Source organism: Streptomyces sp. TS71-3 (assembly GCF_018327685.1).
GTDB lineage: Bacteria > Actinomycetota > Actinomycetes > Streptomycetales > Streptomycetaceae > Streptomyces.
Genome location: NZ_BNEL01000003.1, coordinates 2598286 through 2624122 on the forward strand (window position 1 = coordinate 2598286; position 25837 = coordinate 2624122).

General features: G+C 72.0%; 22 protein-coding genes and 1 pseudogene. 11 read left to right on the forward strand and 12 right to left on the reverse strand.

The genetic code is table 11. The annotated features are described in order from the left end of the window. Positions 1–64 precede the first annotated feature (64 nt). The gene (locus Sm713_RS35050; protein WP_249416892.1) at positions 65–958 is read left to right on the forward strand and encodes a DUF6461 domain-containing protein; all 894 of its coding nucleotides are present in this window, start codon (positions 65–67) and stop codon (positions 956–958) included. Positions 959–1088: 130 nt separating this feature from the next. Here the strand turns inward: Sm713_RS35050 and Sm713_RS35055 are convergent, their stop codons facing one another. Next, positions 1089–1325, reverse strand: a complete 237-nt coding sequence (locus Sm713_RS35055; protein WP_212913974.1) for a hypothetical protein — start codon at positions 1323–1325, stop codon at positions 1089–1091. A 463-nt stretch (positions 1326–1788) separates the two neighbouring features. Here Sm713_RS35055 and Sm713_RS35060 point away from each other — a divergent pair, with 463 nt between their 5' ends. After that, the gene (locus Sm713_RS35060; protein ID WP_212913975.1) at positions 1789–4194 is read left to right on the forward strand and encodes a GH92 family glycosyl hydrolase; all 2406 of its coding nucleotides are present in this window, start codon (positions 1789–1791) and stop codon (positions 4192–4194) included. 57 nt (positions 4195–4251) lie between these two features. On the opposite strand, the gene Sm713_RS35065 is transcribed toward Sm713_RS35060, so the two are convergent. From Sm713_RS35065 to Sm713_RS35075, 3 genes are all read right to left on the reverse strand, one after another. Continuing rightward, entirely contained in the window at positions 4252–4458 is a 207-nt protein-coding gene (locus tag Sm713_RS35065; protein ID WP_308293222.1) for a dihydrofolate reductase family protein, read from the reverse strand. Between the two features lie 18 nt (positions 4459–4476). Next, positions 4477–5148 carry a class I SAM-dependent methyltransferase gene (locus Sm713_RS35070; protein WP_212913976.1) on the reverse strand — a complete coding sequence of 224 codons (672 nt, stop codon included), beginning with the start codon at positions 5146–5148 and terminating at the stop codon, positions 4477–4479. A gap of 91 nt (positions 5149–5239) precedes the next feature. Beyond that, entirely contained in the window at positions 5240–7438 is a 2199-nt protein-coding gene (locus Sm713_RS35075) for a S8 family peptidase (RefSeq protein ID WP_212913977.1), read from the reverse strand. 267 nt (positions 7439–7705) lie between these two features. Here Sm713_RS35075 and Sm713_RS35080 point away from each other — a divergent pair, with 267 nt between their 5' ends. Beyond that, a complete protein-coding gene (locus tag Sm713_RS35080; RefSeq protein ID WP_212913978.1) occupies positions 7706–8533 on the forward strand; it encodes a hypothetical protein in 828 nt (275 codons plus the stop codon). A 120-nt stretch (positions 8534–8653) separates the two neighbouring features. Here Sm713_RS35080 and Sm713_RS35085 read toward each other — a convergent pair whose 3' ends face one another. The 4 genes and pseudogenes from Sm713_RS35085 to Sm713_RS35095 form a co-directional block, all read right to left on the reverse strand. Further along, a complete protein-coding gene (locus tag Sm713_RS35085; RefSeq protein WP_212913979.1) occupies positions 8654–9196 on the reverse strand; it encodes a hypothetical protein in 543 nt (180 codons plus the stop codon). Between the two features lie 157 nt (positions 9197–9353). Beyond that, positions 9354–10490: a DUF4185 domain-containing protein gene (locus Sm713_RS35090; RefSeq protein ID WP_249416894.1), complete on the reverse strand. Its 1137-nt coding sequence runs from the start codon at positions 10488–10490 to the stop codon at positions 9354–9356. A 96-nt stretch (positions 10491–10586) separates the two neighbouring features. Beyond that, positions 10587–10718 carry a hypothetical protein gene (locus Sm713_RS41320; protein ID WP_283249842.1) on the reverse strand — a complete coding sequence of 44 codons (132 nt, stop codon included), beginning with the start codon at positions 10716–10718 and terminating at the stop codon, positions 10587–10589. 155 nt (positions 10719–10873) lie between these two features. Beyond that, positions 10874–11359, reverse strand: a pseudogene (locus Sm713_RS35095) (methyltransferase domain-containing protein); the annotation flags it as partial. A gap of 39 nt (positions 11360–11398) precedes the next feature. Here Sm713_RS35095 and Sm713_RS35100 point away from each other — a divergent pair. From Sm713_RS35100 to Sm713_RS35110, 3 genes are all read left to right on the forward strand, one after another. Beyond that, positions 11399–11665, forward strand: coding sequence for a peptidase inhibitor family I36 protein (locus Sm713_RS35100; protein ID WP_249417108.1), 267 nt, complete (start codon positions 11399–11401; stop codon positions 11663–11665). A 223-nt stretch (positions 11666–11888) separates the two neighbouring features. Continuing rightward, positions 11889–14243 (forward strand): xanthine dehydrogenase family protein molybdopterin-binding subunit, encoded by a 2355-nt coding sequence (locus Sm713_RS35105; RefSeq protein ID WP_212913981.1) that lies wholly within the window; start codon positions 11889–11891, stop codon positions 14241–14243. Between the two features lie 51 nt (positions 14244–14294). Beyond that, the gene (locus Sm713_RS35110) at positions 14295–14774 is read left to right on the forward strand and encodes a (2Fe-2S)-binding protein (RefSeq protein WP_212913982.1); all 480 of its coding nucleotides are present in this window, start codon (positions 14295–14297) and stop codon (positions 14772–14774) included. 132 nt (positions 14775–14906) lie between these two features. Here the strand turns inward: Sm713_RS35110 and Sm713_RS35115 are convergent, their stop codons facing one another. The 3 genes from Sm713_RS35115 to Sm713_RS35125 form a co-directional block, all read right to left on the reverse strand. After that, on the reverse strand, positions 14907–16529 hold the full coding sequence (locus tag Sm713_RS35115) for a substrate-binding domain-containing protein (protein WP_212913983.1): 1623 nt from the start codon (positions 16527–16529) through the stop codon (positions 14907–14909). Positions 16530–16768: 239 nt separating this feature from the next. Then, a complete protein-coding gene (locus Sm713_RS35120; RefSeq protein ID WP_212913984.1) occupies positions 16769–20092 on the reverse strand; it encodes a S8 family serine peptidase in 3324 nt (1107 codons plus the stop codon). 322 nt (positions 20093–20414) lie between these two features. Further along, complete coding sequence (locus tag Sm713_RS35125; protein ID WP_212913985.1) at positions 20415–21209, reverse strand: AraC family transcriptional regulator; 795 nt, start codon at positions 21207–21209, stop codon at positions 20415–20417. Positions 21210–21303: 94 nt separating this feature from the next. On the opposite strand from Sm713_RS35125, the gene Sm713_RS35130 reads away from it, so the two are divergent. The 5 genes from Sm713_RS35130 (at position 21304) to Sm713_RS35150 (ending at position 25148) form a co-directional block, all read left to right on the forward strand. Next, positions 21304–22131: a phytanoyl-CoA dioxygenase family protein gene (locus Sm713_RS35130; RefSeq protein WP_212913986.1), complete on the forward strand. Its 828-nt coding sequence runs from the start codon at positions 21304–21306 to the stop codon at positions 22129–22131. 32 nt (positions 22132–22163) lie between these two features. Then, entirely contained in the window at positions 22164–22469 is a 306-nt protein-coding gene (locus tag Sm713_RS35135) for a hypothetical protein (protein WP_212913987.1), read from the forward strand. A gap of 240 nt (positions 22470–22709) precedes the next feature. Beyond that, entirely contained in the window at positions 22710–22907 is a 198-nt protein-coding gene (locus Sm713_RS35140; RefSeq protein ID WP_212913988.1) for a hypothetical protein, read from the forward strand. A gap of 67 nt (positions 22908–22974) precedes the next feature. Continuing rightward, a complete protein-coding gene (locus tag Sm713_RS35145; RefSeq protein ID WP_212913989.1) occupies positions 22975–24003 on the forward strand; it encodes a Gfo/Idh/MocA family protein in 1029 nt (342 codons plus the stop codon). 80 nt (positions 24004–24083) lie between these two features. Next, positions 24084–25148: a Gfo/Idh/MocA family protein gene (locus tag Sm713_RS35150; protein ID WP_212913990.1), complete on the forward strand. Its 1065-nt coding sequence runs from the start codon at positions 24084–24086 to the stop codon at positions 25146–25148. A 22-nt stretch (positions 25149–25170) separates the two neighbouring features. On the opposite strand, the gene Sm713_RS35155 is transcribed toward Sm713_RS35150, so the two are convergent. Beyond that, entirely contained in the window at positions 25171–25701 is a 531-nt protein-coding gene (locus Sm713_RS35155) for a hypothetical protein (protein WP_212913991.1), read from the reverse strand. Positions 25702–25837 lie beyond the last annotated feature (136 nt).

The following is a 25837-nucleotide window of genomic DNA, read 5'->3' on the forward strand; positions in this document are numbered from 1 at the left end:
GTGGCCCTCCTTAGGGTACTCACGAACAGGCAGGGGCCGGTTCGTCTTTCGAGGGGGAGGGCGCGTGAGCGACGGTATCCAGTGGATGGTCGGTGCGACGACAAGCTCCGGATGGATGCTCGACGTGCACTTCGCCCGCGGCATCGACGCCGAGGAACTGGCGGTTCGCATGGGAGCGCAACGCGGGGGAGTGGCCGGGTCGATGACCGACGCCGAGATGGTCGCCCTCGACGTCGACGCCTACCCCGACCGCGGGCCGGGCAGCGCGGTGGTCCGGGTCGGCGAGCACGCCGGCTGGGCGTTCGCCATCACGTACGGCCCCTACCTGGAGCGGCTGGAGGAGGTGTCACGCGACGGCGTGGAAGCCGTCCACTACCTCCACAACGCGGAGCACCCGCCCACCAGCGTCTTCTACGGGCGTGACGGCCGCACCGTCTGCGGATTCGGGCTGCTTGAGGAGGGCAACCGCTACGGCCAGGAGCCCGACCTGCTCCTGCCCGACCTCGTGGCCCGCGGAATCCTGCACCGCGACGGGGCGATCCGGAGCGATCCCGACATCCATGGCTACGAAGGTCGCGAGCGCCTCAGCCTTGCCGTCTTCGAGGAACGCTTCGGTCTCTCCCTGCCCCGCACCGTTCTCGCCGAAGAGCCCCTTCCCGTGTACGCGATCATGGGCTCACCGGCTCCGGACTTCGAGGAGGTCTCAGCGTGGGCCGCAGCTCACGGCAGGCCCCTCCCCGACGAGCGCCTGCGCCTGATCCCGGCCGGCCTGCGCCGGGCATACGAGTGGGACACCGACCCTCAGCGGTGGGAACGCCAGGCGCCCCGCCTCGGCGGAGGTATCCGCCGGGGCGGCGTCATCAGCACGTCGCACCCCAGCGCGGTCCTGAAGATCCAGCCCTTGATACGGAAGCGGGGTCCTGAAGATCCAGCCCTTGATACGGAAGCGGGGTCCTGAAGATCCGGGCCGTCATACGGAAGCGGGGTCCTGAAGATCCGGCCCGTCATACGGAAGCGGGATCCTGAAGGACCCAGTTCATGACGGCAAGCGGTAGTCGCCGTGTCGCGACATCTGTGCGGAGCCGGCTTCAGCCGTCGACCCCGCCGGGTCCGGTGGCCGAAGTGCCGCCCACCTGTACGACGACTTGGCCGCGGTCGGCGCGCTGCTCGGGCAGGAGGCTTCCGGACGGCAGTGATCTGACCCGGCTGTCGGGACGGGACTCGCTCACCTTCCCGAGTCGGAGTGCCGCCCGCGCGCGTAGCCATGCGTAGAGCAGACGTACGGCACAGACGCCGATCCCTGCTAGCAGGGGGGTCACCGCCATGACGTGCATGATCGGCCTTCCACTCGGGCCCTCCCCTGGAAGAGGGCGTCACCGGGAGACTGACGGGGTGTCGTGCGATCAGAGTGGCCAAGTGTGACGTCATTTCCGAATCGATCTTCGGGCTGCTCCCGGCATGCCGCGACCCCCTGGCGCGAACCCGCAGTTCAACCGAGTCCGGGCGGGGCGCCGCCCTATGAGATGTGACGCACGCCACTCGTTGCCCGCGCCCTGGATCCCCCGGACCAACTCCCTGGGCGCGTCCGCGAACGGAAGGGGTCGGTCCGGGAACCCCGGGGGGCGGTCCGAGAACCCCGGGGGTCCGTCCGGTAATCCCGGGGATCGGTCCGGGAATCCCGAGGCTCGCCTGGATCCACCGCCTCGGACTGATCACTTGACGCCGCCACGCACGGCCGTCAGTTTGGGTCCGATAACGTTGTCTGCTCGTCGCGGTCGGAGGAGAACCATGAGTGACACATCTGCGCAGGACTCCGGGACACCTGTCGGCAGACGCCGATTCCTCATCGGCGCGGGGGGCGGCGCGCTCGCCGTCCTCGGCGCGGGCGGCACGGCCGCCGCGGCGGTCCCGGCCGGCGGCCAGGCGCCGGCAGGCGGTCCGGTCAGGGGTGGTACGGCGGGTGCCGGCGGTGCGGCTCGCAAGGCGAGAGCGCTGGTCGATTACGTCGACCCGCTGACCGGGGCGCTGACGACGTCGCCGGACACGGCGTGCGGCAAGACGTTCCCGGGCGCCGACACCCCGTTCGGCCTGGTGCAGTTGAGCCCCGACACCGTCAGCGGCGGCGACAACGGCAGCGGCTACTCCGCCGACATGATGACGATCGAAGGCTTCAGCTTCACGCACCTGGGGGGCGTCGGCTGCTACGGCGACCTCGGCAACCTCCAGGTGATGCCGCAGACCGGCGACCTGGTCACGGGCCGGGCCGAGGCGAACAGCCCCTTCGGCAAGGACAGCGAGATCGCGCGCGCCGGCTACTACGCGGTCGACCTCGACCGCTACGACGTACGGGCTGAGCTGACGGCGGCGCCACGCGCGGGCTTGCTCCGCTTCACCTTCAGCAAGGCCGGCACCGGCCGGATCAAGGTCGACCTGGCTCGGCGCATCGGATTCGACGGATCGCACACGGTTGCCCAGGAACTGACGCTCGTCGACAGCCACACCATCGAGGGCTCGATGAAGTCCGACCGGTCCGGCGGGGGCTGGATCTGCGGCAACGGCCCGTCCTACACGGTGTACTTCTCGATGCGGTTCAAGGACCCGATCGCCTCGTTCGGCACCTGGGACGGGGACCGCGTCTCACGTGATGCGACTCGCCAGAGCAGCGCGAGCGACAGTGCCGGCTTCTTCGTGGAGTTCCCGGTGACGGCGGGGCAGCAGGTCCTGTTGAAGTCGGGCATCTCCTTCACGGGGGTGGCCGGCGCACGCGGCAACCTCCAGGACTCCATCCCCGGGTGGGACTTCGACGCCGTCGCGGAGGAAGCCCGCGACGCGTGGGCCGAGGTGCTCGGCAGGGTGGCCGTGAAGGGCGGCACCGAAACGCAGCGCCAGATCTTCTACTCGGCGCTGTACCACACGATGATCGACCCGAGGATCTCCAGCGACGCGGACGGCACGTCCCGCTTCGGAGAGGGCCCGCTCCGGCACGACCCGTTCACCCAGCGCACGGTCTTCAGCGGGTGGGACGTCTTCAGGGGCGAGTTCCCGCTCCTGTCGATCATCGACGAGCAGACGGTCAGCGACCAGATCAACACCCTGGTGGCGCTGACGGACTCGGGCGCCGTCAAGGGCCTCGCCCGCTGGGAGCTGCTGGGCACGGACACGAACACGATGGTCGGCGACCCGGCGGTCAACATCATCGCCGAGGCGTATCTGAAGGGGATCCGCGGCTTCGACGTGGACAAGGCCTACGGGTACTGCCGCGATGTGGCCCTGGGCCCTGCCGACCGGTCGAACCGCAACGACTTCCAGAACTGGACCGCGCTCGGCTACTGCGTCGAGAACAGCCTGTCGGAGACCCTGGAGAACTGTTACACCGACTTCGCGCTCGCCCGGTTCGCTCGGGCGACGGGACACGGGGACGACGCGGACGCGCTGGAGAAGACCGCGGGGAACTACCGCAACCTGTTCAACAAGGACGCCGGCTGGTTCCGGGGACGGAACGCCGACGGCTCCTGGATGGGCGACCAGGACGGCTGCGTCGAGTCGATACCGCTGCAACAGGGCTGGTACGTGCCGCACGACGTGCCGGGCATCGTCGAACTGCTCGGCGGGCGGGACGCCTTCAACGACAAGCTGAACGCCGTGTTCGAGGCGACGCCGCCCGAGGACATGATGCGGTGGAACGCCCAGTACAACCACTCCAACGAGCCCGTTCACCAGATGGCCTTCATGTTCGTGCACACCGGTGCACCGTGGCTCACGCAGAAGTGGTCGCGGTACATCTGCGAGAACGCCTACGCGACGGGCCCGGCCGGGCTGGCGGGCAACGACGACTGCGGGCAGATGTCGGCGTGGTACGTACTCGCCGCGTCCGGCCTCTACCCGGTGGCACCCGCCAGCGGCGTCTACGAGTTGGGCAGCCCCGTCTTCGACGAGATCGCCCTCACGACCAGCCGGGGCACCAGGTTCACGGTCGAGGCCAGGAACAACTCCGGCACGAACGTCTACGTCCGGTCCGCCCGGCTGAACGGGCACCCGCTCACGCGCGCCTGGATCACCCACGAGGAGATCGTGTCGGGCGGACGCCTGACGCTGACCATGGGGTCCGAGCCGAACAAGAGCTGGGGCAGCGATCCGAAGGACGCGCCGCCGTCGCAGACCCCGCCCGTCCCGCCGCGGGGGCATCGGGGCTGATACGAGGGCGTGTGCGCCGTCGGTGCCCGGGTCGCCGGGGCGGGGCCGAGGGCGCGGCTACCGCCGGTGCACGGTGCAGGTCAGGTGCGTCACCCGCGGCGACGGCTGCGAACGCACCTGCTCCAGCGCGATCCTGGACCCGTCCACGCCGTCGAACAGGCGGGTGCCGGCGCCGAAGAGCACCGGTGACAGCGTGATCGAGAACTCGTCGACCAGGCCGGCGTTCAGGTACTCCAGGATCGTGGCGACGACGCCCGACTCGATCGCAGTCCGCCGTTGTGCCTAGGGAAGCCGCCGTACCAGGAGGTAGGTCCGCCGGCTGGGGTGCTCGTGCTCGGGGTGAGGCGATCGGTCGAGTCGTGCGGTGGGGGTGAGGCCCGCTTGGGCGAGGGCCGCGGTTTCGGCGTCCGGGTCGAGGAAGCGGAAGGTGAGGTCGACGGGGCGGTCCCACCATTCCGTGAGGTGCGTGGCCTGTCCGGGGCGGGTGTCGCTGTCGCTGGTGTGGAAGGCGAGGAGTGCGTGGCCGGCGGGGCGCAGCACGCGGGCGAATTCCGCGTAGGCGGCGGCTCGCTGGGCCTGCGTCAGCAGGATCACGGCGTACCAGCAGACAATTCCGCTCACCGTCCGCGAGCGGATGGGAAGCGCCGTCATGTCCGCGGAGGCGAACGGCAGGGAGGTGGGGCGGTGTGCGATGGCGCACATGGCAGGCGACAGGTCGACACCGAAGGTGAGGGCTCCACGGCGGGCCAGGTGCGCTGTCGCGTGGCCCGGGCCGCAGCCGACGTCCACGACCGGTCCACCGGAGGCCAGTTCGGCGAAGGCATCCAGCAGGGCGCGGTCGAGGGGCTTGCCGCCGAGTTCGTCTCCGATCTCGGCGGCGTAGCGTTCGGCCACCGTGTCGTAGCTGCGGCGTGTCACCGCGGACGCCGCGTCATGCGGGTACCGGGCTGTCATGCCTGGCCCCGGCTCCGGCGTACGGCTCCCTGGTGACACCTGTCCTCCGGGTTATGAGGCTCCGAGCCGAGTCGAGTCAACGGGGCACGGCTTACGTCCCGTTGTGCCCCAGCGCATGCATGACGGTCAACGTCATGCTGCCGTTCTTGTAGGACGCCCGGAACAGGTAACCGCCCACCTTCAGAACGCGGTTCTCCGGCAGGGCGCGGAAGGCGCCCCTGATCGAGCTGCCCCTCATGATCGTGAACACGGTGCCCGGGGTCAGCTTGCCGCGGACGTGCAGGTCCAGCTCACCGTCCAGCCGCAGGTTCCCCGCCGCCCGGACGCTCGTGTAGTCGCGGTCACCGGAGATCGTGACGGCCACGCGCCCCTGCTTGCCGATGGTCGCGTTCCCGCCGATGTTCAGGACGTTGCCGGCGGCGCCGGAAGCGCCGGTGAGGTGCGCGGCCTCGCCGGCCGTGAGACCGGGCCGCAGCACGCCGTGGCCGACGTTGACGCTGCCCACCACGGTGCCGCTGCCGCCGAGCGTTCCGCCGCGCACGTCGACGGCGCTCGCGTGCGAGCCGACGACGGAGAGCTTGCCGTCGAGGACGGTGCTCGTCCCGTGCCAGGTCTCGTTTCCGGTGAGGAACAGGGTGCCGGCACCGCGCTTCGTGAGGCTGCCCTCGTAGGCGCGGGCCTTGCGGGCCTGCTCGCGGCGGACCCCGATGGCGTAGTCCGACCTGTCGGCGTCGCTCGCGCCGGCCGGCAGGCCCCTGGTCCAGCCCCTGGCGGCCTTGGTCGCCGCCCAGTCGGCCGCCTCGGCGGCGTCCTCCTGCCGGCGGGCCCGGATCGCGACGTCCGAGATGTCGTTCGACCACACGTCGTCGCGCCCCTGCGTGTCGACGGCGAACCGCCCCAGGAACTGGGCCGGGCCGTTCATGGCCTCCCGCAGGCTGACCGTGCCCCAACCGTTGCGGCTGTCCGGCACCTGCACGATCTGGCCGCGGGTGGGGTTCGGCACGGCGTTGCCCGCCGCGTCGCTGATCGTGTTGTTCTGCCGGCCGGTGGTGAACATCGTGTAGAGCGCCTGCTCGTTGGTCATGTACGGGAAGCGCTGCATGATCAACGCAAGTGCCGCAGCCGAGTGGGGGCCGGCCATCGACGTCCCCGACGCGCTGCCGTAACGGGGCTCGGGCACGCCGTCGACGACCGACACGGTCGTGCTGTTGATGTTGTTGGCCGGCGCCGTCACGCAGGACCACTTCGCGACGCCGCACTGGTTGAACGTCTGCTGGCCGGGGACCAGGACGGAGCCGTCAGGGTTGAACGTGCGCCCCACGGTGGGGTTGATCCCGGACGTCGTGTACCAGCTGCCCTCCAGCTCGGGCATGAAGTACGGTGCGGCACCTCGCGGCGAGGGGTCCACGTAGCCGCTGTTGCCGGCGGTGAACTGGATGACCGTGCCGGTGCGCGCGGCCTTGATGGCACCGTTCAGCCAGCGGGTGGTGCTGCCGTTCGCGTCGACGACGCCGTCCGGAGTGGACCACAGGCGCCATGCCGTGTTCAGGCCGAAGCCCGCGGGGCTGCCGGGCGGCGTGTCATACGTGTTGTAGTTCTCCGTTTTGGGCTGGCTGCCCCAACTGCTGGTGATGATCCTGACGGGCTTGCCGTTCGCCGTCCTGGCGGAGTTGACGGCCCGGTACACGTTGCTGAGGTAGGCGTCGTCCGGCGTCTGCGCGGCGGTCGCCTCCGGCGGCAGCAGACCGTAGAGGACGCCGTCCGTCTTGCCGGTGTTGCCCAGGTACACGTTGCTGTTGAAGGCGACGCCATGCATGTTGGCCTCGGGCCCGCCCGGTTGCGTCTCGCCGACGCCGTCGCGACTCGCACCGATGGTCCCGGTGACGTGGGTGCCGTGGGTGTCGTTGAACGCCGGGTCGTAGAACCCCGGCGTGGGGCCCGTCCGGCCGCCCTGGGCCCGCACCGAGTAGTAGCGGTCCCCGACCGCGTAGTCCGTGTCCAGGCTCCCGTGCTCCCGGACGTGCCCGGCGAAGAAGCCCGAGTCGACGACGCCGATGTTCATCCCGGTTCCGGAGTAGCCGGCGGCGTAGGCGAACTCGGCTCCCATCGACACCAGGCCGGCGTCCCGGTCGAACTCAGGGGTACGCCAGCTCGCCGCGTCGCCCGCGCGACCGGGATCTCCCTCGTAGGTCATGATCGGCGGTGGCCCGGACACCTGGCCCGCCGCCGGCTGCACGGCGACGCCGAGCATGACCGTCGGTATGAGTGCTGCGATCAGCGCCGGCTTCATGCGTCTTGCACGTCTTGTGTTCGGCACTCCGACCCCTTCCAAGATCGACTGCGCCGGATGGCATGTACATTATCTGTCTATGGTGGAAGTAAGCACCATAGGCCGGGGCGATCCGTGGCATGGCGGCGCTGGTTGGTGACGAGGGTCGGATTCCGCCGGCGACTTTGGCGAGAAGCCGACCCTGTATCGCTGAACAACCCGGGGGCGGGCGGCGTATGACTCGGCACCAGCAATTCCCCCACCACCCCCCTCACCACGGGAGAAGCCATGCACCGCACGATGTCCCGTCGCATCGCCGGGACGGTCACCGTCCTGGCGTGTGCCGCCAGCGGCTTCGTCGCCACGGCCACGGCCGCTGCCCCGGCCTCCGCCGACACCGGCAGGCCGACCAACACCTACGCCTGCTCAGGCTCCATGTACCAGGCGACCAACTACGCCACGGATGCCCGCGGAGAGGCCGAGGCAGGCAAGGATCCCGCCGCCTTCAGAAAGCTCCTCGACGCATCCCAGCTGACGCTGACGGACGGGATGTGCGCACCGTTCGTGACACCCGTGATCCAGACGTCGTTCGACGCCGCCCTCGGCGCCCTCCAGGACGCCAAGACCGCGGCCGGCGAGCGGAACTGGAGCAGCGCGCTGGCAGCTGCCAGGTCGCTGGAGAGCTCTACCCGTGCCCTTTACGCGCAGCTCCCCGACGCGGGCGACGAGGTCGGCACCAGCGTCCCGATCAGGACGGCCGACGCGGCCGACCCCACCAGCGCCGGCTGCGCCGAGGCCCTGCGGGCGGCATACGGGTACACGAACGACGCCGTCTTCGACGTCGCCGACATCTTCAAGATTCCGGGCCAGTGGACCTGGACCTACTACGACGACTTCCTGGCGTCCCTGGACGCCACGCAGACGCGGCTGACGAACGGGTCCTGCGCGTCCGTTGCCACGCCGGAGAACCAGGCCGGCTTCGACCGCGCGCTCGAAGCGGCCCGGGACGGCGTCGCCCAGATCAGCACCTCGCACGCGCCCGAGGCCACCGCGGCGGCCAAGGAGGCCCAGGCGGCCGTGCGTGACCTCGTGCGGCAGTTCGGCACCCGGGCCTGACGGCCGTGGCCGGGTAGCCGGAGCCCGTCCCCGGCTCCGGCTACCCGGCAGGCGTGCATGGTGGACCGTGCCCCGCACGGTGAGCTTCCGGGAGCGGAGCAGGGGCCACGTGCGACTGCGTCAGGAGCCGACCCGCTCGAAGCGGAGGGAGGTGAAGCCCTGCGCGTCGGAGTAGATCTGGGCGATGGCTGCCGTCCCGACGGCGTCGATGCGCTGGGCCTGCAGCCGGATCGTCGTCCGTTTCCTCACTCGGATCAGTTCGCTGATCGGCGCGGTCTGGTTGCTGCCCGCCTGGGCGTTGCCCGGGTTGAGGTCGATGATCTGGTTGACGAGCCGCTCGCTCGACGGCACGGCGGTGCCGGACGTGACGTTCCACAGCCGTGCGGTGATGAACGTGTTGATCGGGGGAGTCCCGGCGAGACGCCCGCGGACGTCCGCGTCGAGTTCGTAGGTGCCGGTTCTCGGGAGGGTGACCTCCAGGGGGGTGTTGGTCCAGACGCCGGCCGGCAGGTCGACCTGGGTCTGCAGATGCTCGATGCCTGTGGACGCTGATGATGCGTGCGAAGCCGTGCCGGCGTCGCTCTGCGCGGCTACGGCGGTGGTGGCCCCCACGAGCAGCGTGGCCACTGCGATGGCGGTGAGGCCGGTACGCATGGTCGGCATGGTTCCTCCTGGGCACGGGTCGAGGTGGTGTGCCTCAGCCAGGATAGAAATCCCCATATGGGGGATGTAACTCCTGAAAGAGTGATGAAATCTCCTCCAGGTGGCCACCCACCAGCGGGCATACGCCGGCCTGTTCCAGGCGGGCCGCCGCCCCCGTTCAGCCGCCGAACCCCTGGATGCGGAACTGCATGACGCGGTACGGCCAGCCCGCGCTGGTGTTCCACTGGCTCACCGACAGGGACAGGTCGTTCAGGGTCGAGCCGGGGATGACGTAGCCGCCGTAGAGCTGGGCGACGTGGGTGTCGTCCTCGCTGCCCCACGCGCCGCCCCACAGCAGCGTCTCCCGGTGGGCGGTGTACAGGTTGGACGTGGGGGTGTCCATGATGATGCCGTCGATGCGGTAGTCGCCCGCGTTGAAGAACGTCAGGATCCACTTGCCGTCCAGCGGGCGCAGGCACAGCTCGCCGAAGCGGCCTTCCAGGACCGGGGTCGGCGGGTTGCCCCAGGCCCAGGCGTTGTCGCGCCAGCCCCACGGCTCGTACGCCGACAGGTCGGTGATCCTCTCGCTGCGGACCCGGTGCAGGATCAGCGACTTGTCCCGCTGGAACCCGGTCGACATCACGTACACGAACCCGTCGTTTCCCAGGCCCCAGGTGAACAGCTGGAACATGCCGCCGTGCAGGTCCGGCGGGAACTTGGCGCCCGTGTGGTACCAGGTCGCGCCGGAGTCGTCCGACCGCCAGATCTCCGTCCAGACCACGTTCCCGAGGCCGCTGTTCACCATGACGTGCAGGAACATGCTGCCGCCGATCGTGATCACGTCGGAGGGCAGAACGGTGGAGAACACCGGGTTGTCGTGCTCGTAGTACCACAGCTGCTGGGCCTGCTCGCCGCCGATCGAGCCGGTCCAGCGCACCGCGTTGGTCATGGAGTCCGCGGTTGCGCGCAGTGCCACGGGCGAGCGCCACCAGTTGCCGCCGACCCGGGCGTCCTGGAAGGTGTCGCCGAAGACGAACAGGAGCGAGCCGTCGGGGCAGCGGGCCGGGATGCCGAGGTCGGTGGCCTCCATCGCGAAGCGTGTGGTGACACCGGGGCCCGTGAGGTCCATCATCTTGTGGACGTCCAGCGCCTGGGCCTGCTCGGCGCCGTTCGCGGCCGCCCGCGCGGCCGGAGCGGACACCAGGGACAGGCCGCCCGCCAGGGCCGCGCCCGCCGTTGCTCTCAGGAACGCCGAACGGCTCATGCCGTCCCTGCGCGGGTGCGTGGCGGGGGCGTTCCGATCATCGCTGTGCATGCGTCCTCCTGATGGGTCGGTGGGGAGAAGGGGGAACAGGGGCGCGGTGGGAGGCCCTCTGGCGGACATACCACCACGGCCCGGTGTCGAACGCGTTCAGAACAGGCTCGGGCGCGGCACCGCGCCGCCGCCCGCGAAGTGGTCGTGCCACAGGACGCCGTCGCCGAGGAGCCGGAGCAGCGAGCAGCGAGCAGGGAGCCGGGATCCGTCGGACAGCGCCACGTACACGTCGGCGGTGTCGCCGCGGGTGAAGGTGACGGCGTCCGGCGCTGTTAACCAGCACGTCCGCGCACGTGAACAGAACTCCGGACTCCCTTCGCCTGCTTGTCGCCTCCGGCACGGGAAGCGGAACCGAACGGCCGGCGTGGCTCGCTCCTCCAGGACCTGCGCCCCCACGCGGAGATCATGGGAGAGGTCGCCAGGTCGAGGCGGCCGGAGGCGACGTTCGCGAGGTGGCGGTCGACCTCCTCGTCGGTCGCGAGCCCGGCGGCCACCAGACCGCCGCGTACGTGGCGGACCGTCGCGGCCTCAAGGACGCTGCAGGCTTCCGAGGTGATCGGGAAGTACGCGTCCGCGTGGACGCCGGTCAGGCCCGCCTCCCGGAGCAGGCGGGGGAGTCTGCGGCCGTAGGCGAGGTCGGCGCCCCGGGACGCCAGCAGTGAACGGAACCCGGTCCGCAGCCTGTTGGCCAGCTCCTGCTCGGGCCCGTACTCGTCGAGGCAGATCAGCGGCTGGAGGGCGGGGTCGGCGTCCTCCACCAGCAGCCATCCGCCGGGCCGCAGGGAGCCCGCCATCGTGCGCAGGGCCTGCTCCCGGTCCGCCACGTGCACCAGCACCAGCCGGGCGTGCACGAGGTCGAAGCCGCCGCCCTCGCGCTGCTTCCGGGCACCGCACACGCCGCCGATCCGGTGCCCCAGGGCTGCCTCGGGCAGTTCTTCTGCGCCTGGACCGGAAAGAACTTCACGGGCGAGAAGATGGAGATCAGCGGCGCCGGACACTGGCACGACCTGCCGGCCCAGGCGCACTCCTTCTACAACCACAACGGAGGCGACGACGCCGCCGTCGCCCCGGGCACCGGGGGCCGGGGCGGCAAGACCTGCGTCGACAGCCAGCTCAGCAACTCCTCCACCGCCATCAAGTCGGTGTACATCGCGCACACCGGCGGCAACTGCTGACGCCGACGCGCACCCGGGCCCCGGCCATGTGCCGGGGCCCGAGCGGTCGGTGCGCCGCTTTCCGCGGCCGGACAGCGGGCGCGCAGGCCCGTCCCGTGACTCGCCGGGGAATCTATTGTGATCGGTGCGTGAATGCGTGACACCGGCCCCTTCCCCACGGCCGCGTTCCACGGCACACCTGAGGGACCGACACGGGTGCCGGGAGACGGGACAGGGTGGACGCATGGCGGACGACCGGAGAGCGGCGGGCTCGGACGGGGACGCGGGAGGGCACGGGAGCGGGGACGAAGGCGGTGTGGAACGCAGGACGTTCCTCGGGTTCCTCCTCGCCGCCCCCACGCTCGTCGCCGCGGCGGAGATCGGCCAGGCGGCACTGGCCCCGGCCGCCCACGCCCTGCCGTCCCCACCGGGCGTCACCGACCTCGTCGACCTCACCGATCTGCTGACCGACGCGACGCTGCCCACCGCGTCCCTCATCACGGTCACCGTCCACGAGGACGGCACCGCCTCCTTCGCCCTGCCGCGGGCCGAGGTCGGCCAGGGCGTGACCACCTCGACGGCCATGCTCATCGCGGAGGAACTCGACCTGCCCCTGGACAAGGTGCGGGTGTCCCTCGCCGACGCACGCCCCGAACTGCTCTTCAACCAGTTCACGGGCGGCTCCAACACCACCGTCTCGACCTACACCCCCATCCGGGTGGCGGCCGCGACCGCCCGGGGGCAGCTGCTGCACGCCGCCGCGACCGAACTCGGCGACGAGGTCGCCGATCTGACCACCCACCTGGGCGTGGTCAGCAACCGCGCCGGTCACACCGTCGGCTACGGCGCCCTCGCCGCCAAGGCCGCCCAGGGGACCACGAAGAAGGTCGCCGTCACGCTCAAGGGACGCGCCGACTTCACCGTGATCGGCACCCCCCGCTCCCGCGTCGACGCCCGCGAGGCCGTCACCGGCGCCAAGAAGTACGCCATGGACCTCGACGTGCCCGGCGCGCTGCCCGCCATGCTCTGCCGCCCGCCCACCATCAACGGCACGGTGCGGTCGGTGCGCAACGCCGCCGAGGTCGCCGCGCTGCCCGGCATCACCGACGTGGCGACCGTCTCCACCGGTGTCGCGGTGCGCGGTGAGACCTTCGGCCAGTGCATCGACGCGGTGCGGGCGCTCGACGTCGAGTGGGGCCCCGGCACCGCGGAGTCGGCCTCGGACGCCTCCGTGCTGCGGGAGCTGAAGGCCGCCGAGATCCCGCTCGCCGTACCGAAGGTGCCGCTGCTCACGAAGACCGTCGACGCCTCCTTCACGTTCCACTTCCGCAGCAACAGCGCCCTGGAGCCCAACTGCGCCGTCGCCGACGTCCGCGACGGCTCCGCCGAGGTGTGGGGCCCGATGAAGTCGCCCATCGACGCCCAGCAGGACATCGCGAAACGCCTCGGCCTGCCGCAGCACGCCGTGACCGTGCACGTCACCGAGGGCGGCGGCTCCTTCGGCCGGCGGCTGTTCTCCGACGCGGCCCTGGAGGCCGTCGAGGTGTCGAAGGCGATGGGCAAGCCGGTGAAGCTGATGTGGCACCGCACGGACGACTTCCGCCAGGGCCGCACCCACCCGATGTGCACCTCGCGGATCCGCGCCACCCTCCTGGGCGGCGAGATCCTCACCTACGAGCAGCGGCAGACCAGCGTCGTCACCGAGTTCGGCCACGGCCTCGGCGAGATGATCACCGCCTCGGCCGCCCGGCTGCCCGTCGGCTACCAGACCTTCTCCCAGGCGGTCTTCCTCCTCACCCAGGAGATCCCGTACGACCTCGGCGTCACCACCCTGCTGCTCAGCGAGGCCGACGCCGGCTTCAACACCGGCAGCATGCGCAACATCTACTCGCCGGACGTGCGCTGCGCCCAGGAACTGGTCATGGACCGGCTCGCCCACGAGACCGGGCAGGATCCGCTGGCCTTCCGGCGCCGGCTGCTGAAGGAGGACCGGTACCGCGCCGTCCTCGACAAGGTCGCCGAGGCCGGCGACTGGGGTCGGGCGATGCCCGCGGGCACCGCCCAGGGCATCGCCCTGCACACCGAGTACCGGAGCGTGACCGCCTCGCTCGTGGAGATCGACTGCCGCCCCGAGACGGTCAACCGCCCGGTGGAGGGCGAGGCGTACGCCGGACCGCGGGTGACGAAGGCCGTCGTCGCCGTGGACGTCGGGCTGCCCGTCAACCCGCGAGGGCTCCAAGCCCAGATGATGGGCGGCGCGATGGACGGCATCGCCCTGGCCCTCAGCTCCAGCCTGCACCTTCAGGACGGCCACTTCCTGGAAGGAAGCTGGGACAACTATTTCTACACCCGGCAGTGGAACACCCCACCGGACGTCCAGGTGTTCGTGATGCCGCCCACCGCCGAGGGCCCCGGCGGCGCCGGCGAACTGGGCGTGCCCGCCACCTGCGCCGCCGTCGCCTGCGCCTACGCCCGTGCCACCGGGAAAACCCCCACGGACTTCCCGCTCAACCACGCGGGCGGCCCGTACTTCGAGCCACTGCCCACCACACCATCCATCCCGGCCTCGCCCACCGACGGCCTCACGAACCGTGGGTGACGCCACGGGCCGGGCCCGGGGACGCACCAGCACCGACGAAGGGGAGCCGCCGTGCCCGACCACACCTTCATACTGAACGGCCGGCGCGTCACCGTGGACGTCGCCGACGACGTACGCTTGCTGTGGGTGCTCCGCGACCGGCTGGGCGTCACCGGGCCCAAGTACGGCTGCGGCCTGCGGGTCTGCCGTGCCTGCACGAGCCACCTGAACGGCGCCGCGTTCAACCCCTGCTCCGTCCCGGTGAAGGACATCGGCCCCGACGACGAGGTCACCACCATCGAGGGCCTGGCCGACACCGCGGGCGCCGACCTCCACCCGATGCAGGAGGCCTGGCTGGAGAACGACGTCGCCCAGTGCGGCTACTGCCAGCCCGGACAGATCATGGCGGCGGTGGACCTGGTGCGGCGGGCCCGCGAGGAAGGCCGCGAGATCGCCGACGCCGACCTCGGCGCCATCCGCAACGTCTGCCGCTGCGGCACCTACCACCGCATCCGCGCGGCCATCCAGGACGGCGCGGCGCGCATGGCGTGAAGGCCGCCACGGGGGCGCGCCGCGCCGTGCCCGGCCGTGTCAGGAGGAGAGCGCGTACGTCCTGATCCAGTCGACCTCGTCTGCGGCGCCGCGCACCGGGTGACGTCGTCGGGCGTCCGGACGGCCGGCGGCTCAGCGCCCGGTCGGTGAGACGGCGGGCCTGGGCGTCGTGCCGCCCGCACCGAGGTCCGTGCCGTCGGTGCGCGGGAAGGCGCAGGCCGACGGGAAGCGCACCTCCGAGCAGGGGCTCTGGCCGCTGTCCCGCAGGATGTCGATGCCGGGCCCGGTGGTCATGAAGCGCAGGAACCCGGCCGCGATCGACGTGGCGGGGACGTCACCGAAGGTGTAGCCGTACTCCGTCGCCCAGAACGGGTAGGTGCCGTCGCCGGCGGTGCCCAGGCCGGGCACCACGCCGTCCAGTTTCAGCGTCCGCACCCCGTCGGACTGGGCGGCGGCCTCCACCTCGGCGTAGCCCACGGCTCCCGGGGTGCGCGCCACCTCCTTCAGCAGCTCCGCCGTCGTGCTCGTGCTGCAGGAGGCGACGGCGTCGCCGGTGGTGACGCCGACCGCGCAGTACCCGACGTTGGGAGGGAGCACCTTGCGGTCGTCCATGATGTGGTCCTGGAAGACGTCGGCGGTGCCCGATCCCTTGGCCCGGGTGACCAGGACGACGCGGCGTGAGGCCCCGCCCAGCTGGGACCAGTTGGTGATCTCACCGGAGAAGAGCCGCCGCGCGTCGGTGAGGGAGACGCCGTCGACACCGGTGTCCTCGTTGGTGACGAGCCCGAACACCGACAACGACACCGGCCGGCCGTGCAGCTCCGGGTGGCCGTCGCCCTCCGGGCCGTCGGTGAAGGTCACCGTGTGGTCGGCCGCGGCGCTCCCGGCGCCGAGCAACTCCGTCACCCCCGTGCGGCTGCCGGTGGGCAGCACCTGGGCGGAGGAGTCGGGGCAGGTCGACTCGTAGGCCCGGGCGGCCTGCAGGAGCACGGGTTCCAGGGCGGTGGAGCCGGTGATGGTCAGGTCGCCGCCCGCGCAGTCGAACGACGACGACCGCTGCCCGGAGACCAGGTACTGGGCGAGGACGACGGCGACGAGGAAGCCGATGAGGGTGACGGCCTGCCACGAGGTGCGGCTGCGGCTCTTGGTCTCCTTCAACCTTCCCCTGCCGACACCGCCCTTGATCCCGCCGTACACCGTCGGCTCCTTGAAGGGTGCGGACGGGTCGGCCGGCGAGGCGGGATCGCGTTCGAGCGCCGCGAGCACCTTGTAGTGCGCCGAGCGGTTCAACGGCACTTTGGGGAGCCGGATCTCGCTGCCCTCGTAGCCCAGGCCGGAGCCGGGCCCGAAGTTGGGGCGCAGGTGCCTGTCGCTGAGCTCGGTGATGACCACGCCCGCCACTCGGCGCCCGGGGAACTCGACGCGCACTCCGACGCGGTCGTGGTTCAGCACCGCGTAGTCGCCCTCGTCGATGTTGACCGCGCCGACGTTCTCGATCCGCAGCAGCACGAACGAGGGATCCTCAAGCACCCGCCCGTTCAACTCGCCCTGCGGCTCGCCCTGCTCCGGGCGGTGCCGCAGCTCCTGAAGCGCCCCCGCGTACTGCGAGTGCGCCTCGTCGACCGCGGTCGTGTCCATCTGCACGCGGTAGCCGAGCCGCTTGCGGCCCACCAGGACGAACTCGTAGATCGCGGCCACCACCGGGACGAGCACACCGAGCGCGGCCAGGCATATCTCCCAGGGGAAGTCGTTCATGGTGGCCTCCGTGCCCGTGTCCTCGGCTGGTGAGCAGCCGACTGAGGAGATCGAAGGTACGAGCAGGTGCGCACCGCGCGGGTGGCGACGGGAGGGTTGGGAGGTGATGTTCCCCAGGTGTTTCCGGGCACGGGGGCGTTCCGTGGCGGAACCTTGACTTCCCGGCCGCCGGCCGCGGTCGAACGGCACGACGCGCGGCCCCCGCGCGGTGGGCCCCGACCCACCGCGCGGGCACCGCCTCAGGCGGTCCGGTAGGCGTCGATGATCGTCTGGGTGAACGTGGCACCCTGGCGGTCGCGTACCTCCGCCCGGAACGACACCGACCCTCCGGCGGCCGGATTGCGCACCGTCACCCTGCCGTCCCGCACCGGCAGCCGCCGCCACGCCGATCCGCCGTCGTACGAGACGGACACCGTGAGCGCCGCGAGGCCCCGGCCCGCCGCCGAGCCCTGGACGGTGACCGGAACCGGCTGCGTGCGGCCCGCGGTGGCCGTGGAGTCCAGGGCGAGTTCCGGGGTGAACCGCACCACGCTCGCCGGCACGGCCGTGGCCCGCCCGGTGTGTCCGGAGGTGAACTCGGCCGCCCACGTCACCGTGGAGCTGGTCGTGGAGACGCCGGAGCCGGCGCGGCCCGCGGTGGTGACGAGGCGGTAGCGGGCCTTGCCCGCCGGGAGCCGGAACGTGGCGGAGTCGAGGACGCCGGCGGACGTCGCGTACTCCTTGCCGTTCCGGTAGAGCGTGGTGGAGGCGGAGCCCGCGTCCACCAGGCTGCTCCCGGTGTGGCCGGCGCCGTCGGCGAAGGGCGTGATCGCGCCGGTCAGGGTGTCACCGTCGCGCGTCAGCCCCGGCTGCTCGCCCAGCGCCGGGCCGAAGACGCCGGTGTTGAACGTCTCGGCGTACTCCCGCCCGGCGCGGTACACCGAGACCGGTCCCCGGTACTCGGCCTTGACCTGGCCGTTGGTGCCGTTCACCTGCTGGAAGCTGCGCTGCCAGTGGTAGCCGCCCTGGAGGTAGACGGTGCGGGTGCCCGGCAGGTCGGAGTAGAAGCCCACGGCCGCCGCGCCGGGGACGTCCGGGGTGATCGTCCAGTCGACGCCCGCGTCACCCGCGACCGAGCCGCCGAGGCGTGCCGTCAGCTTCGCCAGGTCCGCCCACGTCTCGTGCCGGGTGAAGCCCGTGTAGAAGCCGCCCTTGTGGGTGTCGGCGAGGTGGAACTCCGTGTCGCCGCCGGCCCAGCGCGACAGCAGGTACGACGTCACGTCGCCGGCCGGAGGCGGGGTGCCGGTCTGCGCGGTGCGGGTGCCGGCCGGCGCGTCCGGGAGCAGGCCGAGACCGCTGGTGTGCAGGGTCCCGTTCTCCTTCACCGCCGTGTAGAGGATCGTCGAGTAGTGACCGGCGTCCGGGGCGGGGACCGAGATGTCGAGTGGTCGGGCCTGCCGGGCGTCCAGCGTGATGGTCATGTCCTTGTCGATGGTGAGCTTCGGCGTGGAGAGCAGGTCGTAGCCCTCGGTCCCCCCGTCGCCGCCCACGAAGAACTTGCCGACCATGGTGTAGTCGCCCCTGGGCACCCTGATCCGGGCGGTGCCGTCCTCACCCGTGACGATGGCGTAGGTGTCGCTGTCCAGCCCCTCGACCCAGCCGAACCAGAAGTTGGACTCGGGCCGCTCGCCGTTCCGGTCGGTGGCGTCGAAGGTGATGTCGTAGACCTCGCCCTCGCGTTCCAGACCGCCCAGGCTCCGGACGGTCTGGCCGCCGCCGGACGCGGTGACGGTGACCGCGTACTCGCCCGTGGTGTCGCCGCCGACCCGGGTGTCGGCGGTCACGTCGACGGTGGCCGTGCCCTGCGCGGGCACGGTGACCTGCTGGGCGCTCAGCGTGAAGAAGCCCTCCGGGGCGCTGCCGCCGGGCCCGGTGGTGGCGGCCGAGAGGTCGAGCGCCACCGGCTGGTCGCCGGTGTTGCGGTAGGTGATCGTCTTGGTGAGCGGTTCGTCGTCCTCGTGGGGCCAGCGCACCCGGCCGAAGTTGAGGGAGCCCGGCTCGGAGACGACGGTCTGCCGGACCGCCCGTGCCACGTCGACGCGCCCGCTGCCCTGCTCGTACGCGGTGTAGTCGCCCGGCTCGGCCGAGCCCATCAGGGCCGCCTTCAACTGCGCGCCGTTCCAGTTTGGGTGCTGCTGGGCGAGCAGCGCAGCCGCGCCCGTGACGTGGGGCGTGGCCATCGACGTGCCGGACAGCGTGACGTAGCCGGGGGCCGGGTGCGGCTGGTCGGGCTCCGTTCCCTCCGCGGACGCGGCGGTGATGTCCACGCCGGGCGCCGTCAGGTCGGGCTTGACGCCGCCGTCCTCCAGGCGCGGGCCCCGGGAGGAGAACGGGGCCAGGACGTCCTGCTTGTCGACGGCGCCCACGGTCAGCGCGCTCTGCGCGGTGCCGGGTGTGCCGACGGTGGTCGGGCCGGGGCCCCAGTTGCCGGCGGCGATCACGAACAGCGCCTGGTCGGACAGCCGGTTGACGGCGTCCTCGACGGGGTCGGGGCCGAGGGTGTCGGACGAGCCGAGCGACATGTTCACGACGTCGGCGCCCTGCTCGACCGCCCACTCCATGCCCTCGATGATCTCCGACTCCAGGCCGGAGCCGCCGTCGTCGAGCACCTTGCCGTTGATCAGCTCGGCGCCGGGCGCCACGCCCCGGTACCTGCCGGCGGATTCGGCACCGGTACCGGCGGCGGTCGAGGCGACGTGCGTGCCGTGGCCGTTGTGGTCCTTGGCGTCCGCCTCCGGCGTGAAGTTCTTCTCGGCGACGACCTTGGGGCCGACGTCCTGGTGGCCGGTGTCGATGCCCGTGTCCAGGACGGCGATCCGCACGCCTTTGCCGTCGTACCCCGCCTGCCATGCCTCCGGGGCGCCGATCTGCGGAACGCTCTCGTCCAGCGAGGCCGTCATCACCCGGTCGAGGCTGATGGACGCCACCCCGCTCGCCGCCGTGAGGCCCCGCGGCGCGGTGCGGGTGAGCGAGGCCCAGGCAGCCGGGGCCTGTGCCGGTGCCACGGTCATGGCCTCGCCGTTCACGGATGCGAGCCGGTGGACGGTCGCGTCCGTCCCCGCGAACAGCCGCTTCTGCGGGGCCGGGCGGTCCTTCGCGTAGGTGACGATGAGCGGCACCGAGCCGTCCGCCAGGTCCCGGTACGCGGGCCGGCTCAGCTCGGTGACGTCGAACAGCCCCATGTCCAGGGTGTGCGCGGCGAGCATCGCGTCGGCGTCGGCGGGGATCACGTAGGTGTGCCCCTTGATCTCGGTGATATCCACGGGCACGGAGGACCGGCCCTCGGCGGGCAGCACTCCCGCGACCCTGCCGCCGGCGTTCAGCACCACCCGGTCGCCGGTGATCAGCGTGACCTCGCGGCCCGGCCCGGCGCCGCCGGGCGCCGCCGCGGCACCGCCCGGCCGGCTCTGTGCCGGCGGCGGCGCCGCGCTCGCGGTGCCCAGGCCGGCGGTCATGCCTGCGACCAGGGCCGCCGCCGCGACGGCGGCGACGGCGGTCCGGGAGGTGAAGCGGGTTCTTCGCACGGTGGAATCCCCTCTGCTCTTCGGATGCCGCCAGGCCCGCGGCCCGCGGCGCGGAACACGCTGGAGGAGCGGGGGCACCCCGTCAAGACGGCCGGGGACATGAGGTCTGGACCACGGAATCGGTGCAACTGCCCTGTATCCGGGCGGATTTGAGGGAGCTGGGAGGTGATGGTTCCGGCCATCTGAGGGCGTCTCGGTCTCCCTGTGGGCGTCCCGGTCTCCCTGGGCCTCTCGGTCTCCCTGGGTGTCTCGGCCTCCCTGGGGGTGTCCCAGTCTCCTGGGGCTCAGCCTCCCCATCCCCGCGCCCCTGCCGGGGGCCCGGCTACGCGGAACCGTGTCTCTGTCCCGGCACCCCGGTCCCGTCCCGGATGGCGCGGGGAGACGCGCCCAGTTCGCGCCGGCAGATCTTGTTGAACGCCTGGAGATCGGCGATGCCGACGGAGGCCGCCACCGTCGCGATGGGCAGCGTGGTCTCGCGCAGCAGGTGGGCCGCGCGCTCCATGCGGCGGCGCCTGATGTACGCCACGACGGTGTCGCCCGTCTCGGCGCGGAACAGCCGGATGAGGTGGTTGTGCGACACCCCCGCCACCTCGGCCACCCCAGGGACGGGGAGGGGTTCGGCCAGGTGCGAGTCGATGTGCGCCATCGCCACCGCCACCGCGTGACGTGCGCTCACGTCCGCGGGCCGTGGCAGGTGCGCCACCCGCCACAGCGCGGACCAGACCTCCGCGACGGTCCAGGCCGGGGTGCGCGGCCGTACCGCGATCGCCGTGAGGAGCCGGTCCGCGAGCTCCGCGGCCTGGGCGCCGGCGTCCTGCACGGCGGGCACGGTGATCGGCTCGCCCCCGTCGGAGAGCGCCAGGTGGACATAGAGGTGCTCGGACCGTCCGCGGTAGTGGTACTGCACCCGCGTGCCGGGCGGCACCAGGCTGACGGTGCCCGGCCGGATGGTGTGCGCGGTGTCCGCCACCGTCAGCCGGGCGGTGTAGCGGTACAGGTGGAACTGCCACAGATCCGGCAGCAGGAACGTGTCGTGGTCGCTCGCCGTGCCGTGCACGCCCACCCCGATGCCCTCCACCCGAGGCGGCAGGCCGAGCCTCAAGCTGAAGCACTGCATGGTGAGAAATTACCAGTAGCTGGGTGAGTGGAACCCACGCTGCACCGCTTTGAAGTCGCCTACTGTGGGCGCGCGCAACAACGAGGAGGGAAAGATGACCACCCATCCCGGTCCCGGACAACTGCTGGACTCGGTCCGGATGGCGACGTTCGCGGCGTCCGGCTTCCTGCGCCTTGACGCCGTCGTGCCCCAGGAGCTGAACGATCAGGCGGTGGACGCGCTCACCGACGGCATCCCGGCGGTCCCGTACGGCACCCCGGTCTCCGAGGCGTTCCCAGCCGGATCGTTCGCCCGGAAGCTGGTGGAGGTGCCGGCCGTCGCGGGCGCGCTGCGGAGCCTGGTCGGCCCCGAACCGAACGTCGACCACCACGCCGTGCACGTCCGCGAGCCCGGCGAGGGGAAGGCGCAGCCGCTGCACGGCGACGCGATCATCGACGTGCGGCCCGACGCCTTCGACGTCCAGCTCATGTACTACCCGCGTGCGGTCACCCTGGAGGCCGGCGGCACGCTGATCGTGCCGGGCAGCCACCTGCGGCGCACCAACGAGAGCGACACCGGCCGGTACCAGAACCTGCTCGGGCAGGTACGCCTGGTGTGCGAGGCCGGCACGGTCGTCCTGCTGCACCACGGCGTGTGGCACGGCGGCCGGCGCAACGACGGCACCGAGCGCCGCTACATGTTCAAGATCCGCTTCAATCCGGTCGTGCGGCAGACCCTGCTGTGGGACACCGGCGACCTGGACGACCCGGCGGTGGCCGACGCGCTGCGCGTCCAGTACCCGTGGTACGAGCAGGCCACCGGCCGCCTGGAGTTGCACAACCGGATCCGGATGTGGCGCGCGCTCACCGGCGACCCCGGCTTCGACCTCGACCACTGGGCCACGCGGGTCAGCAACCGGCCCGGCGTCCCCGCCGCCGTATGACCACCGAATCGGCCCGCACGGGAGATGCGCCCATGACCCTCGCAGAATCCGCCGCCACCGTCCGGCAGCAGGTGCTCGTGCTGTACCTGTCGACGTCCGCGCTCGACAGCCGCACCGTCGGCTGGGCGCGTTACGACGGCACCGGCGCCACCGAGCCCGGCACCGGCGACAGCGACGAGCCGCCCTACCCCGACGGGGTCGCGGCGCTGCGCGACGGCTGGCGCCTCATCCAGGCGTCCCCGCTCATCCCGCCCTACCCGGGACACGAGTACGACGTCTCGTTCCTCAAGCACGAGTTCCTGTTCGAGAAGCTGGTCCCGGGCCCACCCCTCGGCTGACGACGCCGTGCGCGAGGCGGCCACCGGGCCCCCGGGGCGCCCCGCACGAGCGGCCCCGGACCCGCGGCCCGACCCGGTGAGCGGGGCGCGATGCCCCCTGCGAGTCCACGCGGGGCAGCCGGCGAATCAGCTGCCCCGCCGCGCCCCTCACCGCCGTACGCCGTCCATCCCCAGCCAACTCCCAGGACGCCGCGGCGGCCGTCGCGTTCCTCCCCATGTCGCTGATCGCCGCCCTCGCGTATGTTCAGTTCCCTCTCCAGCGAAGGTGGGTCCACACCGGTCAGCGTCGGACTGGCCTCGCTCCAGGGCCAGTTCCTGACCGACTACCCCGTGCTCATGGCCGGCTCGCTCATCGCCGGCCTGCCCATGCTCGTCCTCTACCTCCTGCCCCAACGCCACTTCGTCCAGGGCATCGCGCTCAGCGGCCCGAAGGGCTGACCCCGACCGACCACCAGGGCGCCGGCCCCGAGCCGGCCCCGCCCCACCGGAAGGCAGTCACCGTCCCATGCCGGAACTCGCCATAGGGCTGATCGGAGCCGGCGGCATCGCCCGGGCCCACCTGCCCGCCTGGCTCGACCTGGGAGCCGACGTCACCGTGTACGCCCCCGACGACAGCGCGGAGCACCTCGCCGCGGAGTACGCCGCGCACGGCGTACGGGTGGCGCGCACGCTCGGCGAGCTCCTGGAGCGCAGCGAGGCCGCCGACGTCTGCACCCCCACGCACACCCACCGGGAGGTCGCCCTCGCCGCCATCCGCGCGGGCGTCCACGTCGCCTGCGAGAAACCCCTCGCGCTGACCCCGGGGGACGTCGAGGAGATGATCGCCGAGGCGGAGCGCGCCGGGGTGCTCCTCTTCCCCGCCCACGTGGTGCGGTACTTCCCCGAGTACGCCGCCATGGCCGAGGCGGTGGCCCGCGGAGACATAGGCCGGCCCGCGGTGCTGCGCTTCACGCGCACGGGCACCTACCCGGTGTGGACGCCGTGGTTCGCCGACCCCGAGCTGTCCGGCGGGCTGCTCGTCGACCAGATGATCCACGACTTCGACTTCGCGAGGCTGCTGGCCGGCGAGGTGACCGCCGTCCACGCCCAGTCCCGCGGCCACCTGCGCGCACCGGCGGCCGAGGGCTGCGTGGCCGCCGGCACCGCCGTCCTCACCCATGCCTCCGGGGCGATCAGCCACGTCCACGGGGTGTGGGGGCTGCCGGACACGCAGTTCCGCACGACGTTCCGGATCGCGGGCCCGGGCGGCGTCCTCCACCACGACTCGGCGCGGACCACGGCGTTCCGGGTGGTCTCGCAGGGATTCAGGGCCCCGGGGCAGGGCATTCCCGCCACCGGCCTGACCGAGAGCCCGTTCCTGACCGAGCTGCGGGAGTTCGCGGTCGCGGTCCGCGGCGGCCCCGCCCCGCGGGTGACCGCCCAGGACGGCCTGGCCGCCGTCCGCATCGCGGCGGCCGCGGCCGAGTCCGCCCGCACGGGCAGCGCGGTCCGCCTGGCACCGGACGGCGACGAGCACTCCGCGGAGGCATCCTGATGGCGCCCGGCCGGATGAGGAGCGAGCCCGATCCGGCGGAGCCGGATGCGGGGAAGAGCACGTCGGCGGGGGAGGGTTCGATGGCGGACGCACGGACGAGGGGCACCGGGACGGCGACCCAGGCTCCGACGAAGGTGGGCGTGCTGTCGTTCGCCCACGTGCACGCGGCCGGATACGCGGAGCTGCTGCGCGACATGCCGGGCGTCGAGGCCATGGCCAGTGACCCCGACGGGGAGCACGGGGCGTCGGGGGAGGTGCGGGGCCGGGCGCTCGCCGGGGAGCTGGGCGTCGCCTACGCGGACACGTACGACGAACTCTTCGACTGGGGCCCCGACGCGGTGGTCGTCGCCTCCGAGAACGCCCGCCACCGCCCGCTGGTGGAGAGGGCGGCGGCGCGCGGCGTGGACGTGCTCTGCGAGAAGCCGCTCGCCACCACGGCGGCGGACGGCGAGGCGATGGTGAAGGCGTGCCGCGAAGCCGGGGTCCGCCTCCACGTGGCCTACCCCGTGAGGTTCAGCCCCGCGTACGCGGCCCTGCGCTCGGCGGTGCGCGACGGCAGCACCGGGGCGGTACTCACCGTGGCCGGCGCCAACAACGGCCGGCTGCCGGCCGGCGACCGCGCCTGGTTCGTCGACCCGGAGCTGTCCGGCGGCGGCGCGCTCATGGACCACACGGTGCACATAGCCGACCTGCTGGACGACCTCTTCGAGGGCGCCCGCGCGCTCGACGTGTACGCGCAGACGAACAACCTCATGTACCCCGGCGACGTCGACCTGGACACCGCGGGACTGGTGACCATCCGGTACGACAACGGCGCGGTCGCCACCATCGACTGCAGCTGGAGCCAGCCGGCCCACCACCCCGCCTGGGGCGGCCTGGAACTTCAACTCGTCGGGGAGCGCGCCACGGTGGAGATGGACGCCTTCGGCCAGCTCGTGTCCGGCTTCGACGAGCGCCGGCGCACGGGCGTGCTGCTGCCGTGGGGCACGAACCTGGACGAGGCGATGATGCGCGCCTTCCTGTTCGGCGCCCCGGACGAGGGCGCGGTCCAGGTGGCGGACGGAGAGGCGGGGCTCCGGTCGCTGCGGATCGCGCTGGCGGGGTACGAGTCGGCTCGGGCCGGTGAGGTGGTCCGGGTGGGGTGAGGGGCCCGGGTACGGGCGGGTGTCAGGAGCAGCCGGGACGGTGCGAGAGCACACCCACTCGGTCCACCAGCCAGAACACGACACCCGTGCCCGCCCCGTACGCGAGGTGGGCGCTGAGGTCCTTGGCGAGGGTCTTCGCGTCGTACCGCCAGATCGGCTCGTAGAACCCGCCCAGGGCCAGGAAGAGATAGCCGCTGCCCCACACCCCGGCGCCGAAGGGCAGCCCGTACACGGGACGGGGATCCCGGAGCGATCCCGCCACGACACCGTAGAGCGCCCCCATCGCGGCTCCGTAGGACCAGTGGGCCGCGTTGCTCGTGAGCCAGGCCCACCGGTCCGGAATCGGGCGCTGCGTGAAGCCCTCCACCACCCGCTTCGCGACCTGGCCCGGGTCGGGAGCGTCCTTCCAGCCCTCGACCGGAGGGAATTCCCACTCGAGCGGACTGTCCGCGGTGCCCGCGCGCCGGTCCCTCAGATACCGGACGGTGTCCATGGCGGCGGTCCCCACGGCGCCCGCCAGGGCCCCTGCGCCGACCGCCGCGAGGGGTGTCATCCGCGCTCTTCGAGTCCGCATTCCGATGGCGTTCATGTCAGGAAGCCCCATGAATGTGCTCGTCTGAATGTGCTCGTCGGGATCATCTGGTCCGGATCTGCTCGTCCGGATGTTCTCGTCCGGATCCACTCGTTCG

Coding starts and splice junctions, on each gene's coding strand:
- Sm713_RS35150 (WP_212913990.1), top strand. CDS start 24,084: ATGGCGGACGCACGGACGAGGGGCACCGGGACGGCGACCCAGGCTCCG.
- Sm713_RS35155 (WP_212913991.1), bottom strand. CDS start 25,701: ATGACACCCCTCGCGGCGGTCGGCGCAGGGGCCCTGGCGGGCGCCGTG.
- Sm713_RS35125 (WP_212913985.1), bottom strand. CDS start 21,209: ATGCAGTGCTTCAGCTTGAGGCTCGGCCTGCCGCCTCGGGTGGAGGGC.
- Sm713_RS35105 (WP_212913981.1), top strand. CDS start 11,889: ATGGCGGACGACCGGAGAGCGGCGGGCTCGGACGGGGACGCGGGAGGG.
- Sm713_RS35115 (WP_212913983.1), bottom strand. CDS start 16,529: ATGAACGACTTCCCCTGGGAGATATGCCTGGCCGCGCTCGGTGTGCTC.
- Sm713_RS35090 (WP_249416894.1), bottom strand. CDS start 10,490: ATGCACAGCGATGATCGGAACGCCCCCGCCACGCACCCGCGCAGGGAC.
- Sm713_RS35085 (WP_212913979.1), bottom strand. CDS start 9,196: ATGCCGACCATGCGTACCGGCCTCACCGCCATCGCAGTGGCCACGCTG.
- Sm713_RS35075 (WP_212913977.1), bottom strand. CDS start 7,438: ATGAAGCCGGCGCTGATCGCAGCACTCATACCGACGGTCATGCTCGGC.
- Sm713_RS35130 (WP_212913986.1), top strand. CDS start 21,304: ATGACCACCCATCCCGGTCCCGGACAACTGCTGGACTCGGTCCGGATG.
- Sm713_RS35060 (WP_212913975.1), top strand. CDS start 1,789: ATGAGTGACACATCTGCGCAGGACTCCGGGACACCTGTCGGCAGACGC.
- Sm713_RS35140 (WP_212913988.1), top strand. CDS start 22,710: ATGTTCAGTTCCCTCTCCAGCGAAGGTGGGTCCACACCGGTCAGCGTC.
- Sm713_RS35080 (WP_212913978.1), top strand. CDS start 7,706: ATGCACCGCACGATGTCCCGTCGCATCGCCGGGACGGTCACCGTCCTG.
- Sm713_RS35135 (WP_212913987.1), top strand. CDS start 22,164: ATGACCCTCGCAGAATCCGCCGCCACCGTCCGGCAGCAGGTGCTCGTG.
- Sm713_RS35070 (WP_212913976.1), bottom strand. CDS start 5,148: ATGACAGCCCGGTACCCGCATGACGCGGCGTCCGCGGTGACACGCCGC.
- Sm713_RS35145 (WP_212913989.1), top strand. CDS start 22,975: ATGCCGGAACTCGCCATAGGGCTGATCGGAGCCGGCGGCATCGCCCGG.
- Sm713_RS35055 (WP_212913974.1), bottom strand. CDS start 1,325: ATGGCGGTGACCCCCCTGCTAGCAGGGATCGGCGTCTGTGCCGTACGT.